The organism is Flavitalea antarctica (genome assembly GCF_054461535.1).
Genome location: NZ_JBTLQG010000028.1, coordinates 13,518 through 29,616, shown reverse-complemented (window position 1 = coordinate 29,616; position 16,099 = coordinate 13,518). Strand labels below are relative to the sequence as shown.

At 44.6% G+C, this 16,099-nt stretch carries 12 protein-coding genes; 2 read left to right on the top strand and 10 right to left on the bottom strand.

Going from position 1 to position 16,099, the window contains the following annotated elements; all coding sequences use genetic code 11:
* Window positions 1–6 precede the first annotated feature (6 nt).
* The 8 genes from ACX0G7_RS20240 to ACX0G7_RS20205 form a co-directional block, all read right to left on the bottom strand.
* Window positions 7–1,668, bottom strand: a complete 1,662-nt coding sequence (locus tag ACX0G7_RS20240; RefSeq protein ID WP_458925344.1) for an amidohydrolase — start codon at window positions 1,666–1,668, stop codon at window positions 7–9.
* Window positions 1,669–1,980: 312 nt separating this feature from the next.
* Window positions 1,981–2,448, bottom strand: coding sequence for a carboxymuconolactone decarboxylase family protein (locus ACX0G7_RS20235; protein WP_458925343.1), 468 nt, complete (start codon window positions 2,446–2,448; stop codon window positions 1,981–1,983).
* A 192-nt stretch (window positions 2,449–2,640) separates the two neighbouring features.
* A complete protein-coding gene (locus tag ACX0G7_RS20230; protein WP_458925342.1) occupies window positions 2,641–3,192 on the bottom strand; it encodes a carboxymuconolactone decarboxylase family protein in 552 nt (183 codons plus the stop codon).
* An 11-nt stretch (window positions 3,193–3,203) separates the two neighbouring features.
* Window positions 3,204–4,406 (bottom strand): MFS transporter, encoded by a 1,203-nt coding sequence (locus ACX0G7_RS20225; RefSeq protein ID WP_458925341.1) that lies wholly within the window; start codon window positions 4,404–4,406, stop codon window positions 3,204–3,206.
* A 6-nt stretch (window positions 4,407–4,412) separates the two neighbouring features.
* Complete coding sequence (locus ACX0G7_RS20220) at window positions 4,413–7,178, bottom strand: TonB-dependent receptor (RefSeq protein ID WP_458925340.1); 2,766 nt, start codon at window positions 7,176–7,178, stop codon at window positions 4,413–4,415.
* A 17-nt stretch (window positions 7,179–7,195) separates the two neighbouring features.
* The gene (locus ACX0G7_RS20215) at window positions 7,196–7,768 is read right to left on the bottom strand and encodes a carboxymuconolactone decarboxylase family protein (protein ID WP_458925339.1); all 573 of its coding nucleotides are present in this window, start codon (window positions 7,766–7,768) and stop codon (window positions 7,196–7,198) included.
* A 42-nt stretch (window positions 7,769–7,810) separates the two neighbouring features.
* Window positions 7,811–8,350, bottom strand: coding sequence for a hypothetical protein (locus ACX0G7_RS20210; protein ID WP_458925338.1), 540 nt, complete (start codon window positions 8,348–8,350; stop codon window positions 7,811–7,813).
* 71 nt (window positions 8,351–8,421) lie between these two features.
* On the bottom strand, window positions 8,422–10,584 hold the full coding sequence (locus ACX0G7_RS20205) for a heavy metal translocating P-type ATPase (protein ID WP_458925337.1): 2,163 nt from the start codon (window positions 10,582–10,584) through the stop codon (window positions 8,422–8,424).
* 312 nt (window positions 10,585–10,896) lie between these two features.
* Between ACX0G7_RS20205 and ACX0G7_RS20200 the strand changes: the two genes are divergently transcribed.
* Both ACX0G7_RS20200 and ACX0G7_RS20195 read left to right on the top strand, forming a co-directional pair.
* On the top strand, window positions 10,897–11,409 hold the full coding sequence (locus tag ACX0G7_RS20200) for a hypothetical protein (RefSeq protein ID WP_458925336.1): 513 nt from the start codon (window positions 10,897–10,899) through the stop codon (window positions 11,407–11,409).
* A gap of 147 nt (window positions 11,410–11,556) precedes the next feature.
* On the top strand, window positions 11,557–12,570 hold the full coding sequence (locus tag ACX0G7_RS20195; RefSeq protein WP_458925335.1) for a methyltransferase: 1,014 nt from the start codon (window positions 11,557–11,559) through the stop codon (window positions 12,568–12,570).
* Between the two features lie 10 nt (window positions 12,571–12,580).
* Here ACX0G7_RS20195 and ACX0G7_RS20190 read toward each other — a convergent pair whose 3' ends face one another.
* Together ACX0G7_RS20190 and ACX0G7_RS20185 are read right to left on the bottom strand one after the other, a co-directional pair.
* Window positions 12,581–14,131, bottom strand: coding sequence for a serine hydrolase domain-containing protein (locus tag ACX0G7_RS20190; RefSeq protein WP_458925334.1), 1,551 nt, complete (start codon window positions 14,129–14,131; stop codon window positions 12,581–12,583).
* Between the two features lie 275 nt (window positions 14,132–14,406).
* Window positions 14,407–16,098, bottom strand: a complete 1,692-nt coding sequence (locus ACX0G7_RS20185) for a RagB/SusD family nutrient uptake outer membrane protein (protein WP_458925333.1) — start codon at window positions 16,096–16,098, stop codon at window positions 14,407–14,409.
* Window position 16,099 lies beyond the last annotated feature (1 nt).

Here is a 16,099-nt window from a genome sequence, read left to right as displayed (position 1 = left end):
ATCAAATCAAAACGCTTTTTTCTGTAATTGCGGGTAAGTGATACCAAGCTGTTCAAGATATGTTTTGTATTTTGATGGATCGTAGTAGTATTTTTTTAACAACGGCCTGTATTCATCCATTATCTTTTTATTCAGGTGAATCGCGGGTTTATCATCGGGCTGAACAAACGATATGTATTTTGTTTCTTTCGTTTGTACATTTTTATGATAGGTCCAGGCATCGGCAATGATCTTAGGATCGGTTAACATATCAAGTAAAGTAGCAGCGACTACTTTTGAACCGGCCAATACTCCTTTATGTGCGATGGGTGTTGCCATTGCCATAGCATCAGCCCAGTTGTGGCCCGGTGTACCCGGGATGTTGGAAGGATAACGAACAACCACTGTTGGAACGTTCCAGGCAATGTCAGCAATGTCATCGCTCCCGCCACCCATTGAAAACTGAACAGGTCCACCGAGTGTATCGATCTTTACTGCGAGTCCGTCAATTGGCTCGCCCCGCTGTGTTTTCTTAGGTGCATTCACCAGCTTTTGAACCGCCCTGGCAAATTGCTGATCAGCCGAATCCCATACAGGTAAACCGACCGACTTGATGTTTTTATAAACAGACTCCGCAATTGCTTTATTAAAATGGCCTGGCCATGCAGTACCCAACAATTTATGGCTGACTGTTGTACCCGTCATCGTTGCGACAGATTTTGCATACAGCACAGCTTCGTCATACATTGATTTGATGTCTTCGTATGTTCTTTCGCGTAAGTAATACCATACAGATGCCTTCGAAGGAACAACATTAGGCTGATCGCCTCCGTCAGTGATCACGTAGTGCGAACGTTGGGTGGGTTTTAAATGTTCTCTTTTAAAATTCCATGCGATATCCATCAGCTCAACAGCATCCAGGGCGCTTTTGCCACGCCATGGAGCGCCGGCAGAATGGGCCGAATTCCCTTCAAATGTGAACTCAACAGAAACCAGACCATTGTTTCCGGCGTCACCCCAGGAAACACCGAGATTGTTACCGACATGTGTGAAGATACATGCATCAACATCTTTGAAGAATCCATCCCTTATATACCAGGCCTTGGTGCCAACCAACTCTTCTGCAACTCCCGGCCAGATAATTAATGTTCCGGGTAGTTTCTGTTGCTCCATCTTTTGCTTTACCTCGAGGGCCGACAGGATCAATAACGGGAGGCCGGAGTTATGACCTTCGCCATGCCCGGGCGCACCTTCCACGATGGGCTCCTTATAAGCGATGCCTGGTTTTTGCGATGCTTTAGGTATGCCGTCAATATCGCTTCCCATCGCAATCACCGGTTTTCCATTTCCCCATTTTGCAATCCAGGCAGTGGGAATACCACCGATTCCCCGCTCCACGGTGAAGCCATTTTTTTCCAGTATCCCTGTGAGATAAGCTGAGGTTTCAGTTTCCTGGAACCCAAGTTCAGAGAAGCTGAAAACCTGGTCCACCATCTCCTGAGCCGTTTTCAATTTACCGTCCAGCGACTTGATTACATCCTTCTTCCACCCCTCTACTTTGGGATCTGATTTAGCAGATTTAGGATCAGTTTTGGCTGGCTTATTTTGGGAAAATGTATTAAGTGAAAAAATGAAATTGAACGATACGAACAAAAAGGAATAAACAGAAATTGATCTCAGTGATTGCATATTGTCAGTTTTGTGTTGGAAATAATTTCACGATGGCAGCAATCGGGCCTGGTTCCAGGTACCTTGAAAAGGATCACTACAGATGGTGCAGGCTGAACTCTAATATACGCACGATCATTTAAATAAATGACAGAATTTATGTCAAAGTAAATGAGCCGGTCAATATGATTAACCGGCTCAGGATATTCTTTTGGAAGAGGGAATGAATGAAGGGGATATTTATTGAATTGTTACGGGAGGAACGGAGCCAATATAACCCTGTGCCGCCCTTAATGGTGCACGCTTAACGTAAACATCCGCATCCAACGGTGCTCATGTGCCAAGTCCGTCTACATACCGGTTAAACATGCAAAAAGCCGCGGCAATAAGTACTGTGTCATGTATTTCTTTATCCAATGCTCCCTTTTCTTTTGCTTCCCGGATCTGCTGGTCAGTAACAAATTTCCCTCCCTTCTGAACGGAACCTGCAATTACAAGTAAGGCCTTCATTTTTTCCGAAAGGTCAGAGTCAAGGAAATCCTGCTTAAGATTTTGAATGTGTTGGAGATCACATTCCATATAATATCCCGCCATGGCACCATGGACGCTTTGGCAAAAGAAACAATCATTGAGATAAGAAACATAGGTGCCGATCAACTCCCGTTCTCCCCTGGACAGTGAATTGTTTTCATTTCTTAATAAGATTTCTGCAAGCTCGTTCATTGGCTTTGCAGTTTCAGGACTGTAGGCCATCGGTCCCCTGATGCCGGGTTCATCGTTTTTTAAATCTATATGCGCCATAACAAGGTTTTTAGTCAATGATATTTGTTAAGTATGTTGATTACCACAAAAAATAGCTGGTATTAATTAAAGAGTGCAATCGCCTCGCATGAGTGTGACAGGAATTTCATTTAAAAAATTTGACAACCCTTAAGCTGTAGACATCTTTTTCACATTGATAACTGCTGAAGTTGTTTTTAACGAATTTGTTGATTAAACGGCCTGTGGTTGTGGTGGTGCATATCCTTTTTCGGCGAGCCTTTTGCCCATTTCCTCGTAATCACCCGGGTTTGTTGGCGTCAAGGTTGCGAGCCCATCTACATACCTGTTGAACATGGAAAAAGTTGCAGCGATCAGAACAGTGTCATGTATATCCAGGTCAGTTGCGCCTGCCGAACGTGCGAGGTCGATATCGTGCTGCTTAACCTCTTTGCCCAGAATCTGCACCTTCCCGGCGATATTCAGTAAAGTTTTCATTTTATCACTGATCGCCGCGGTTTGATAATCATGCAGCACATCATCCATTAACCCCGACTCACTGCCGAGCAAACATCTTGCGGCAGCAGCATGGCTGCTTGTACAGAATACGCAGCTGTTACGGGAGGAAACAAATGTTGCGATCATTTCTCTTTCAGCCTCAGTTAAAGGAGATGGTCCGCGCAGTAAAACCTGTGCGAGTTCATAAAGATGTTTACCTGTTTCAGGTCTGTACATAGCAAGGCTCCTGATACCAGGGACGCCTTCGGGGACATTTATATATGCCATAACAAAATTTTTTACTTTGGTTTTACAAATAATACGACTATCAGTCCACAAACGAAAATCATTGAAAAGATCAGTAAAGCATTTCCATAGCCACCCAACAGAGTAACAAGCACGCCAACAAACAAAACACCCAGGCCGGTAAAGATGCGACCTATGTTCAGTGAAAAGCCGGTAGCTGTTGCCCTGATCTGTGTGGGGAATAATTGAGGGATATAGGATGACATGATTCCCATATTTAATCCGAAAAATATAGACAGCACCCCGATCTCCAGGTAGATTACCGGACTGAATACAGTATTGCTTTTAAACAATACAAATGACAATACTGCACAGGTAGCAAATCCAATTGTCATTGACTTGTGAATACCAATTGCTTTCACGATCCAACCGGACAGGAAACCGCCGGCCAGTCCGCCCATGCCCAGCAGCATCATTGAGGTGGCTCTTTGCTTCTGCGCATCTGCATCGGTGATCAGGCTTTGAATCCAGGTTGGCAACCATGAAAAGATTGCCCAGAGACTTATCAGCATGGTACCATAGATAATGGAACTGCTGATAACATCTTTGCGATGATTGTCAGAGAACATCGTTTTAAATGTATTATCTCTTTGTAAAAGAATGCTTCTATCGGCTATCCATTTATCTGATTCATTAATAATCATAGCACCAACCAGTGCCAAAGCGATAGGGATCACGCCTACCATAAATCCTTCCCGCCATGAGCTTACAACATAATTGATAAGACCGGCGGAGAATATTCCGATGGGGAAAGCAATAGATAAAATACCTATTACAATTGCTTTGCTTTTTTGAGGCCAGACCTCACTTAGCAAAGTGTATGAAGCCACCGCAACTCCTCCCACACCAAACCCACTCAACAGTCTGCAAAGCATAACCCCCCACCAACTTGTCATCAAACCAGTAAAAACGGTGAATATTCCATAGCAGGTTATAGCGAAAAGAAGTGATTTCTTCCTGCCGATTGCGTCCCCGATCACTCCCCATGTGAATCCTCCAAACGCCCATCCAAAAATAAATAAGGCGTTTATGTAAGCGCTTATTGCATTCAGATCTGTAGTTGTCTCACCCATCAAATCTTTTACCGCAACAGGCAGGTAAACCGACATCAGCGTGGACACAGTTCCTCCAAGCACACTGCACAAAAAACAAATCGCGAACAGGGTGCCCAGGTATAAATTTGAGGTTTTGTTCATTGTTTATCATTTAAGCAGTTCATCAATGGTAAAAGAAACATAGTACAGTCCACCAATGTATGGTGACCCATAGGCAGTGTAGACCTTGTTATTTAAAACATTGCTTGCACCTATTTTTACCATTGCCTTCAGGTCCGGGAGCTTTTTGTTTATCTGGACATCTACCAGTGAATAAGCACTGACCGGTCCGGGTCGCATGCCATTAAATGGACCGTACCACTGGAATGCATCCTGCCAGTGCCATGACAGGTTGAAACCAAAATTTTTGTATACACCCGGATTCCCAAAAGAAAGGTTAGTGCTCCATTCCGGTGTATTGAACGGTGCAACCTTCGTTGCATCTGCTTTTCCGAGAATAAAAGAGGACCACGTAATGTTGCCGCCAATTGTATAACCTTTGTCGAGGTTGTAAGTAAGGCCGAGGGTTGCACCCTGTGCAGAAGCTTTGTCTTCGGCATTGGTATATAACTGGAAATTTTGAACACCACCGTTCAGAATATCGGCTGCTGCAGCTGAGTTTATAGATCCATCAACCATAACAGGATTCTGGGGGCGAACTACCACTGCATTTAATATGAAATTTGTATAACGGCTATAGTAATAATTGACGTCAACAAACAGTCGCTTACCGACCAGTGCTTTGTAACCGACCTCAAAAGCATTCTGTTTCTCCGGGCTTATGTAAGGATAGTTGGATTGAACAAGCACATTTTTAGTTGCTTCAATTGCCTCTGCGGGTGTTTTTCCTCCTGCAGCCATTGTTGCCGCATAGGCAGCGCTGAATTTTCCCACTGAAGCAGCAGTGAATGAATTTTCGTAAACATTCATTCCGACACTATTGTTAGGAACACCACCAAGGATAGTGATCGGTCCGGCATTGAGTTTAATGTATTGATCGATCGGGGTTGGATTTCTGAAACCGCTCTGAATGGACGCTCTCAGGTAATGATTCGGAACTAAGGTATAAACTCCGGAAAAACGGGGCGTGAAGCTACCATCGAAGTTTTCGTTTTTGTCGTATCGGAGTGACAGGGTCAATTTAAGTTTATCATTCAAAAGTCGTTTAGCTGCCTGGATAAAAGCGCCATATTCTTTGATGGTTATCTTTTTGTCCTTGTCATCAATCAATGTTCCATTGGTATTCATATCATAGTACCTGAAACTTGCCCCGGCAAGCAGGTCGACTACTTTTATCGTTTCAAATTCATACTGACCATCTGCATGATAAAATTTGTTATGACTGAATATACCAGCGCCCTGGGTGCCATATTGTTTAGAAATAACATCTTTAGCATCGTTAAAACCGGGTGTGTTGGGCAGCAGTCTACCCTGGTCAGCGAACGCCCTTGACATAACATGGTCCGAAGCAGGTATACCGCTAATACCTCCCTTGTATGCGGTAGAGTACCTCGTGAACCAGGTGTTGTCTGCGACACCCGGGGCAACAGTGTTACCATCAAGATCCTTTACCCAATAACGGTTTATGAACTGCCCAAGTGTCCTGGTGTTGTAACCATTGTCACAACGCTCGGCTGAACTATAAACCCGTACAAAAGAATTATTATGTCTTAGCTCCAGCCTGTGTGTCTGCAAAATGAAACCATTCACATTCATACGTGCACTGCTGGTAAATCCTGCGAGAGCCTGTGCGCGATTGTATTGATAAATGATCCGAAGATTGTTTTTTATCTTATAGTGAAGGGAGCCGTTTGTTTTGAAACTATATGTATTATAGTTCATAAGGTCTTTTTCCTCGTAGCCGGTCCTTGCAACCAGGCCAATGCCTGGCAGTGTTCGGGAAACCTCATCACCATAGATGTTCAGACCGTCGTAACCAGGATTTGAAGGTCCGCGTTTATCAACCGGGGTGCCCGGGCTGATGTCAGTGTAGTTATTTGCATACCAGTCCAGACCATTGAAATATCCGATATTGATTTTAAATGCAAATTTGTCATTGAATGCCTTTGCATACCGCACTGCGATATCGTTTACCCCATGCGGGTTAGCGAAATCTTCATCTATATGATTCAAACCGGTTTTCAGATGCACGGATAAGCCCTGGTACTTAAATGGATCCTTGGTTTGTATACTAAGCATTCCATTGAAGGCAGCCGGTCCGTACAGCGCAGATGCGGCACCAGGAATAAGTTCAGCGCTTTCCACATCTATATCGGAAACTCCAAATAAATTACCCATTGGAAAATTCAGACCGGGGGGCTGGTTATCGATCCCATCTATCAGTTGAAGGAACCTTGCGTTGGACGTGCCATTGAATCCGCGCGTATTGACTGTTTTCATTCCAAGACCCACAGAATACATTTCCATCCCTTTCAGACTTTGAAGACCATCATAAAAGCTAAGTGAAGGTGTTTCCTTAACCGCCTGGTAATTCATTTTTTCGATACTGACCGGTGATTGCAAAATGTTTTCACGCATTCTTGAGGCAGATATCACTACCTCATTAAGTGCGGATTTCTGCTCAAGAGAAACATTCAGCGTAGAAGTCACTGCATTAACGGTGATTTCTTTCTCCGCATAACTGGCTGATGAGACAACAATTGTGAACGGAAATTTGATGTTTGTGATGTTGAGAGAAAAATAACCTTTGTCGTTTGATATGGTACCCTTTGTTTTTCCTTTTACGGAAATGCTTGCATTACTCACCGGTTCTTTTGTGAGGCCATCAGTTACATTGCCTGAGATTTTCAGATCCTGGGACATGGCATAAAAGGAGAGTGCAAGCGCAAATACAAGCGCTGATGCGTATTTCATAAATTATTTTGAAGAAGTTAAGAGTTGGTTGATTGTTTGGGGTCAGGAAATCCATGCGGCGGTCGTACATAACCGTTAGTTGCTAGTCTTTCGGCGAGCTTGTTATAATAGTTGCTGTCGCCAGGTAGAGCTGTGCCCAACCCGTCGACATAACGGTTGTAAAGGCAAAACAGGGCTGCTATCAGAACTGTGTCATGGATCTCCAGATCTGTTGCTCCTGCAGCTTTTGCGTCATTGATTGCTTCGATCGTAACACTTCTGCCACTCTCGCGCGTCATCATGGCTATGTATAACAGGGCCTTCAGTTTTGGGGTGACTGAGGCGGTATCAATATTATGCAGCACTTCTTTGGAGCTCTTACTTTGCCCCAACAACCTGTCAGCGGCAGCGGCATGTGCGGTTGTGCAGAAAGTGCATTCATTGCCACCGGAAACGGCGGTTGCAATCAGCTCCCTTTCGGCGGCGGTCAATGAGTTATTTCCCCTGAGAAGAAATTGGGTAAGTTCCCGTATCGGCCTTGCAGTATCCTGACGGAATTCCAGCAAGCCTGTGATACCAGGAAGATGTTCCTGTACCGGTATATATGGCATGGCGTAATTTTAAATGATCAAAAAAAGTGAACGTGTCAGCTTTTATGATCGCGGTGGCCTGCCATGTTTATCAATAAATGAATCTGTAAGAGACGAGGTGATCAGGGGATAAATCATGAGCCCGTCAACCATCCTGGATACGATGGCATAATCAGCATCCTGAATCTGGTATTGGGTAAACATCGCTCCTTTCTTTACCTGCTGGGTTTCCTGCTTTCCTCCAAGGTCATTTGCATCGGTACCAAAATTGCTTTTCGCAACCTGTAGTTCGTCTTTTTCCCGGTTAGGTAAGCAGAGGAGATATAGTGTATCACCAGAAACTTTTCTTTTGACATAGTTATGATGACTGCCATTAATGGTGATCTCACCATCTATTCGCTCATAGCTGCTCCAGGACGTAATGTATGGAAGGTTCAATGGAATCCGAATCTCAACCAGTTCAGCATCATCGTAGTGATGTTGTTCGATCTGCCGGGTGATATGTTCAGTAGACTGCTGCCCAAGATATCCAAACAGGAATGTATATCCTGCAAGATTAAAAAAGTGAACAAGAAGTAAAATTAAAGCAAGCAGTTTTTTCACAAAGCTTTTATTGGGCTTAAGATTCGATAAATATATATATTATTTCCAATGGAACAAGAAATTCTGAAGAATCAGTTTTTCAGATGTTGTATCCTGGCCGCATTAAGGATGGCAAGTAGGGCAACTCCCACGTCAGCAATAACAGCTTCCCATAAAGTTGCCACACCACCTGCTCCAAGAGCCAATACGAGCAACTTAACTGTCATAGCCAGTATGATGTTTTGCCAAACAATTTGCCGGGTGATCTTCCCTGCTTTAATTGCCGAGATTATTTTTGACGGCTGGTCATTTTGAATTACGATATCAGCAGTTTCTATTGAAGCATCGCTGCCAAGACCACCCATCGCAATACCGGCATCAGCGAGTGCAATAACCGGTGCATCGTTTACCCCATCACCCACAAAAGCAATTCGTCTGCCGGCGGATTTCAGCTGTTGTACTTTGTTCACTTTGTCTTCAGGCAGCAGGTTGCCATAAGCTTCATTTATCCCTAATGTCCTGGCAAACTCTGCAACAACAGAATCCTTATCTCCCGATAGCATGACAGTCTTCAGTCCCAGGTGATGCATTTGCCTCACCGCACTAACGGCATCCGGTTTCAACACATCAGCAATGGTGATATACCCGGCATAGACGGAATTAACAGCAACTATAACAACGGTGTCGGCTATAGTCGCGACCGAAGATGGATAAGTGATATTAAATCTATCAAGAAGTTTAGCGTTACCGGCCAGAACAATCTTCCTGTCAACTATCCCTTTTAACCCGTGGCCCGGAATTTCTTCCACTTCCGACACATCGATTGCTCTTGCGTAACCTTTTTCATCCGCAAAATCCACAATGGCGCGTGCGGCAGGATGTGTTGAATTTGATTCAAGGGAAGCTGTTATCGAAATGAATTCGGAGTCTGCCATAGTTACCGGCACCACTTCGCGGACCTTAAATACACCCTCGGTCAATGTTCCTGTTTTATCCATTACGACAGTGTCAATCTTTGCCATTACATCCAGGAAGTTTCCGCCTTTGAACAACACTCCATTCCTTGAAGCCAGTCCAATTCCCCCAAAATAACCCAGTGGTATAGATACAACCAATGCACATGGACAGCTGATCACCAGGAACACAAGCGCACGATAAAACCACGTGCTGAATTGATAGTCAGCTACAAAAAAATACGGCAAGAAGCAAACCGCCAGCGCAAGAAAAAACACTATGGGAGTATAAACTTTAGCAAATCTTGAAATGAATAACTGTGTTTGTGATTTCCTGGCACTGGCGTCTTGCACCATTGAAAGAATATTACTGAGTTTGCTATCTTTAAACAGGGCCTGTACCCGGACCTGTACTACCGTATTCAGGTTTATCATTCCGGCATATACTCTCTCGCCTTTATATTTTGTATCCGGTTTGCTTTCTCCTGTGAGGGCCGCAGTGTCGAAGGATCCATGCGTGGTGAACAGGATGCCATCAAGCGGAACTTTTTCTCCTGCTTTTATCTCAATGATTTCTTCAATCGCTATGTCTGACGGGTCAACCTTTACGGGTTGTCCGGACCTTATTACTGTTGCCGTGTCGGGTCTTATCTCCAGCAAAGCTTTTATACTTCGTTTAGCCCGCCCTACTGCCGCATCCTGGAACCATTCACCTATCTGGTAAAACAACATTACTGCTACGCCTTCTTCATATTCACCAAGTATAAAAGCCCCGATGGTAGCCACAGTCATCAATACAAATTCGTTAAAAAAATCTCCCCTGGACGATTTTCTGAGGGCAAGTAAGATTACCTCCCTACCGGCGAGTATGTATGCCAGGAGATTAATGGCAAAACCGTAAGGATGGGGCAGGGAATAGTTCAACGCAAATTTCAGAACGAGCAATACCACAAGAATTGTTAAGGCAAGGAGCAGGTCCCAGTGCCCGCGCCATCCGGGAATGGCCGATTGGTCATTACTGTGATTATGATCATGATCGCCATGACTGTGATCATCATGAGAATGGTCGTCATGACTGTGATTATGATCATGATGCTCATGGCTATGATCAGCGTGATTTTGGTAGCCACGGCTGTGTTTATCGTGACGATGGTCATCAGCGATTTTCTGATCATGGGAGTTGTAATCATTCCGCTTGTGAACATGACCACTACCAATATGGCTGTTATGATCATGGGCGTTGTGATCATGGATTTCGTGAACCTTCTTCTGATCGCTGTTTTTTGGATTAAGAGTACTCATTCCATTCTCTTTGTATGTAGATCTTATATTATTAAACAAAAAATTACCGCATTCTGTTGCCCAAATCAAATAAGAGACTGCATGATGGTTGCAGATCCTGGGCTGTGCGGCATTTTGTGCGTGATTTTTGCAACCATGTTTTCAAAATAATTTAAGGACCTTTATTCCTGCGATCGATGGTTTGCAAAATTGGCCGGTAATTATGGTGCTTGATAGCATAAGTTGGCAAATAGCAACCTTTCGGAAATAGCTACTTTCGGGTGAGCTGATGCCATCTGATCAATATGGTCAGTGACCACAAAAATCAATTTGATGAAACAAGGAATATTAGCCGTGGTTTTGCTTTTAGTTATGGCATGCAATGATAAACCAGTCGAAAAGACAACAGGCGGTTCAAATGATACCACTACCGTGGTGGGATCTGATGATAACACTATTGCAATAACCTCCGATATACCGGATGGCATTAAACAGTGTTACTCTGTTCTCAACAGAGATACTGTTCTCCTGTCATTCACGCGCCGGGATACTGCAGTGAGCGGGGAACTTACCTATAAATTCTTTGAGAAGGACCGCAATACCGGGATAATCAATGGTAGATTAAGGGGCGATACGATCATTGCAGATTATAAATTTACTGCTGAAGGAACAACCTCTGTCAGGCAGGTTGTTTTCCTCAAACAGGGAGATGTATTGGTCGAGGGCTTCGGAGATGTCGAAGATGACAACGGCAGAATGATATTCAGGGATATTTCAACCCTCGTATTTGACAGTAGTATCCTGTTTACGCGAACAGATTGTAACAAACTTCCCATTATCAAATAGCAGGATTTTCAGGTTACCGAATGCCTTCCATATGCCAGCCTACCCCGTTCACTTCACACTTGGCTGATTTTTACTATCCGTATGCTTCTGAATACCTTACCTTCAGGGACGGAGCACCTCATTAAATGGCGTTTCCATCTGCAAATTATGATACAACAACCCCCGCCACCCGTTCAACTGATGCAAATGCTTTTCGGCTTTGCTGCTTCAAGAGCCATTGGTTTTGCTGCAGAACTCGGTATCGCTGACCTTGTGAAAAACGAGTCTAAAACAGCAGAGGATTTAGGGAAACAAACCGGTATGCATCCGCGGTCATTGTACCGTTTGCTGCGTGCATGTGCAAGCGTAGGTGTATTTAGTGAAGATGAAGAGAAACGCTTTAGCCTCACCCCCTTAGCTGAACCATTGGTGAGTGAAACGCAGGGAAGTCTGAGGGCATTTGCTACCATGATAAATACTGACTGGCAATTTCAAACCTGGGCCCGGTTGCCTTACAGCATTGAAACGGGAAAGCCGGCATTTAATGAAGTGCATGGCATGTCGTCATTCGATTATTTCTGGTCGCATGATAAAGCGGGAAAAACATTTAACGACGCCATGACCAGCAACAGCGCTTTCAGTAGTGCCGCCGTTTTAGGTGCCTATGATTTTTCAGGTATCAAGACCCTGGTCGACGTGGGCGGAGGGTACGGACTTTTACTTGCTTCCATTCTACAAAAATACCCGAACCTGTATGGAATACTGTTCGACATGCCAGCTATCGTAGAGCAGGCAAAAGACCTGGTTGATTCGTATGGTGTAGCAGATCGGTGTGAAAGAATGGGCGGAGATTTTTTCACGGCTGTTGCTGCAAAAGGTGACGCTTACATTTTGAAGCACATCATTCACGACTGGGATGATGAGCAATGCATTGCTATCCTTAAAAATTGCAGGGACTCGATGACAGCCGGCGGTAAAGTGCTTGTTGTAGAAATGATCATACCCGAAGGCAATGAACCTTCTATAGGAAAATTTATTGATCTGCAGATGCTGTTATACCTGCCAGGTTGTGAACGAACCGAAGTCGAATACAGAATGTTATTTGACAAAGCAGGCTTTGAATTGACCCGGATCGTGCCAACTATGTCGCCGTTCAGCATCATGGAAGGGGTTTGTAAATAGGATCTTCGTCTTATAAACCTACCGCTTCCACCAGTGTTTCATCAATTTTATCTTCTTTCATTATAGCAATGCTGTTCCTGATCTCCATCCTGAAATTGTTAGGATCGAAATAACATGTCCAGATCTCCCTGTGCGGACTTTCGATGTATTGCAGTACAAGTTCAAGCGTTGTGGCATTGATCCATTTAAATCTACCGGTCACTTTAAGTGGTGGTAACCCTTGCATACTGTTTGCTGCCCTTGTTGTTAACCCGGGCCCTTTAAGTGCGGTAGTTCCGGGAATCCATTCGTTTTGCCCGAAAACAACAGGGTGAACACCCCCGGAGGTTTGTACCTGGACCTTGATGATATCCTTTGTTACGTTAAATGTAAGGCCATTGAAATCATTCTCATTTTTCTTCAGCTTTATCGTCCGGTTTGCAATTGCATCAATGCTCTGCGGAGATGCGGCTGAATCTGCGGCAGCCCTGAATGGGTTTATCCTGAGATTGGCAACAGTTTTTTTCATTTTTGACACCGCAGAAGCATCCGCAGGAAGTGGTTTCGGACCCATGGCCGGATAAAGATGCTTCCACACAAGATTCAATTCGTCCTGCATATCGGGCGTTTCACTGGTTATCGCAATAACAGCATCTAACCCGGGGAACACAAGAATGTATTGACCAAACGCCCCATCAGCCCGGAAGCTGTTGTGGCGGCTGCGCCAGAACTGGTAACCATAGCCCTGCAACCAATCGCTATTATTTCTTTGTTCCTGCGTTGCTGAACGGTCCTGGATAATATGCGCGGTGCTCGCTTCTTCTACCCAGCTGGCGGGTAATATCTGTTTGCCGTTCCATTTCCCTTTCTGCAGATATAGTTGTCCAAGCTTGGCCATATCCATTGTTCGTATCCGCAGACCCCAACCTCCAACATTTATTCCTTCAGGATTTGTTTCCCAATCTTTATTCGTAATGCCCAATGGCTTAAACAATCTTGGTTCCAGGTAATCTATTACTTTTTCACCCGTTACTTTCTGGATGATGGCAGAAAGCATAAAAGTAGCCATCGAGTTATACAGGAATTTTGTTCCCGGGGTGTCGGCGATCGGCGTTGCAAGAAATGTTTTAACCCAACCGGATTTAGGTATGATCGCCCCTGTCGGATCGGTTGGATGACCGACAGTCATTGTCAACAAATGCTTTACGGTAAGACTTTTAAGAAAAGGCCCTGTATTGCCAGGTAAGTCATCAGGAAAAAAAGATATGACCTTATCATTTACCGTTAGTTTTCTTTCGCTGACTGCAAAACCGATAGCGGTCGAAGTGAAGCTCTTACTGGTGGAGTACATGGTATGTTTGAGCGAGTCAGCATAGGGTTTCGACCATCCATCTGCGATGATTTTACCATGCCGGACAAAAACAAATCCATGCAGTTCATTCCGGGATTTCGAAACAGCCTCCAGGAATGAGGTTATTGCTGCAGATGAAACGCCTTGCGCTTCCGGCGTGCTGCGTGGCAATACGACCTGGGAAAACAATGATGGCTGTACAAACAGCAGGAGATAGATGATCTTTTTCATGACAAGTCTTTGATACCAGTTTTGAGCAATAGGAACGATTGTATTAACCAGTTTGAATCGTGAATGGTTGGCGCAATGCAAGGTTCCATTTACAGATTGTATCTGGTCATCAAAAAAGGGGTGATAGTTCGGGCTTCGAACAATCACCCCCTTATAATACAGGAAGTTAACAAAATTTATCTTAGTTCCGTGAACCCCTACAATAGCAAGGAAATAAATTTACCTTGGTTCTGTGAACGCCCACAGTTTAATATCCCTGGCGAACCAGGCACCGGTTAATAACCCTGGTTCTGCACGAGGTAACCTGGAATATTCGAAGCTCCATCAATGGCCGTTTGCGGTATCGGGAACACTCTTTTATTTTTATCAGTGTTTGTCTTCTCAGTCCATGTTCCTTCGTATTTACCAAAACGTATCATATCCGTTCTGCGTTGACATTCCCAATACAATTCGAAACCTCTTTCACGATACACCAGGTCCAGGTCGATGGCAGTAAGTGGTTTTGCTGGCGTAGAAGCTGTTCTGGCCGCGCGTATGATGTTGACATCAGCAAGAGCAGTTGCAGCAGCGTCACCTCTTCTTAATTTTGCCTCTGCACGCATCAGGTAAACATCAGCAAGACGGAGAATTACAATATCATGCTCCCCAAAGTTTCTTCCGCTTACGGATCCACGACTGAATTCATATTTTTCAACCCGGTATCCGGTGTTGTAATCACTTCCGGCGACTGAAAAATCTATATTCTCTGTAAAGTTGACCGGTAATGTGGGGCGGTTGCGGGTGTCGTTAAATAAGGGACCCACCTTCATGCTACCATCAGCGCATCTCAGAAATACACCATTCCTTCTCAGTAATCCATATTGCTGGCCCCTCAAAATACCCCGGTTGATATGAAAGTTAGCTGCCGGAACGCAGGTGTCCTTTGCATTCGAGTAAATAGAAAGATTTTCTTTATAAAAACGGGGATCCGCTTTTGCCGGGTCAAGTGGTGCATTCGCAGCAACCCAGGTCTGGTAGAATGTCGGTGTAATACCAGGGCCGTCAGTACCATTCGCACCTGTGTAGGCCGGTAAAGGGAACTGGTCACCCGAAAGAGAAAAATAAGCCATCCGGTTATGTCCGTTCAGGTCCGCGCGTTGATCAACGGCGAAAATAAGTTCCTTATTGGTATGGTTATTATCATTGAACAGTGAAAAATATTCTGCTGCGAGCGCATATTGGCCGGAAGAAATTATCTTATCACAGTATTCGACAACCTTGTCCATGTCCTCCTTCTGAAAGGCAAAAGTGGAGGCATAACGGTCACGGTAAACCGCAGCATTCAGATGCAGCCTTGCGAGCAGGCCCCATGCGCCGGCTTTTGTTATCCTGCCCGGTCCTGAGGCGTTATCAAGCAATGGTTCTGCAGCGAGTAATTCGCTTTTGATATAGTCAATTGCTTCCTGGCCGCGGACAACTTCAGAAATGCCGACAGGATCTTCTTTAACGAAAACTATTCCAAAAAGATCAAGTGTCAGCAGAGAGTAGTAGGCTCTCATCGCTCTTGCCTCTGCCAGGAACACAGGGGCGTTTGGATCCTTGCTTTTCGGCAGCTCGACAATCGCTGTCAAGGCGCGCGAGATTCCCTGTACTATAAAGTTCCAGGTGCTTCTGACATTCGGGTCAGTGCTCGTGGTTTCATGCCTGTGCATCGAGAGGTAGATACCATTATCACCCCAGTCAGTACCACCGCGATACGGGAGGATCGCTTCATCCGTGGAAATCTCCTGCAATGTAAAATAAGTGGTGTGCTGAAAAGTACTTGGCAGTAAGGCGTAGACCGGTGCGATAATTCCTTCCGCAATCTGCTTATCGGTAAGGCCCGCCACCGAGGATTCATCAAGTACAGTCTCAGTCAATTTAGTACAACTGTTGATCATCGTGATGCATGAACCCAGGAGCATCAGACTTAATATTTTCTTTTTCATG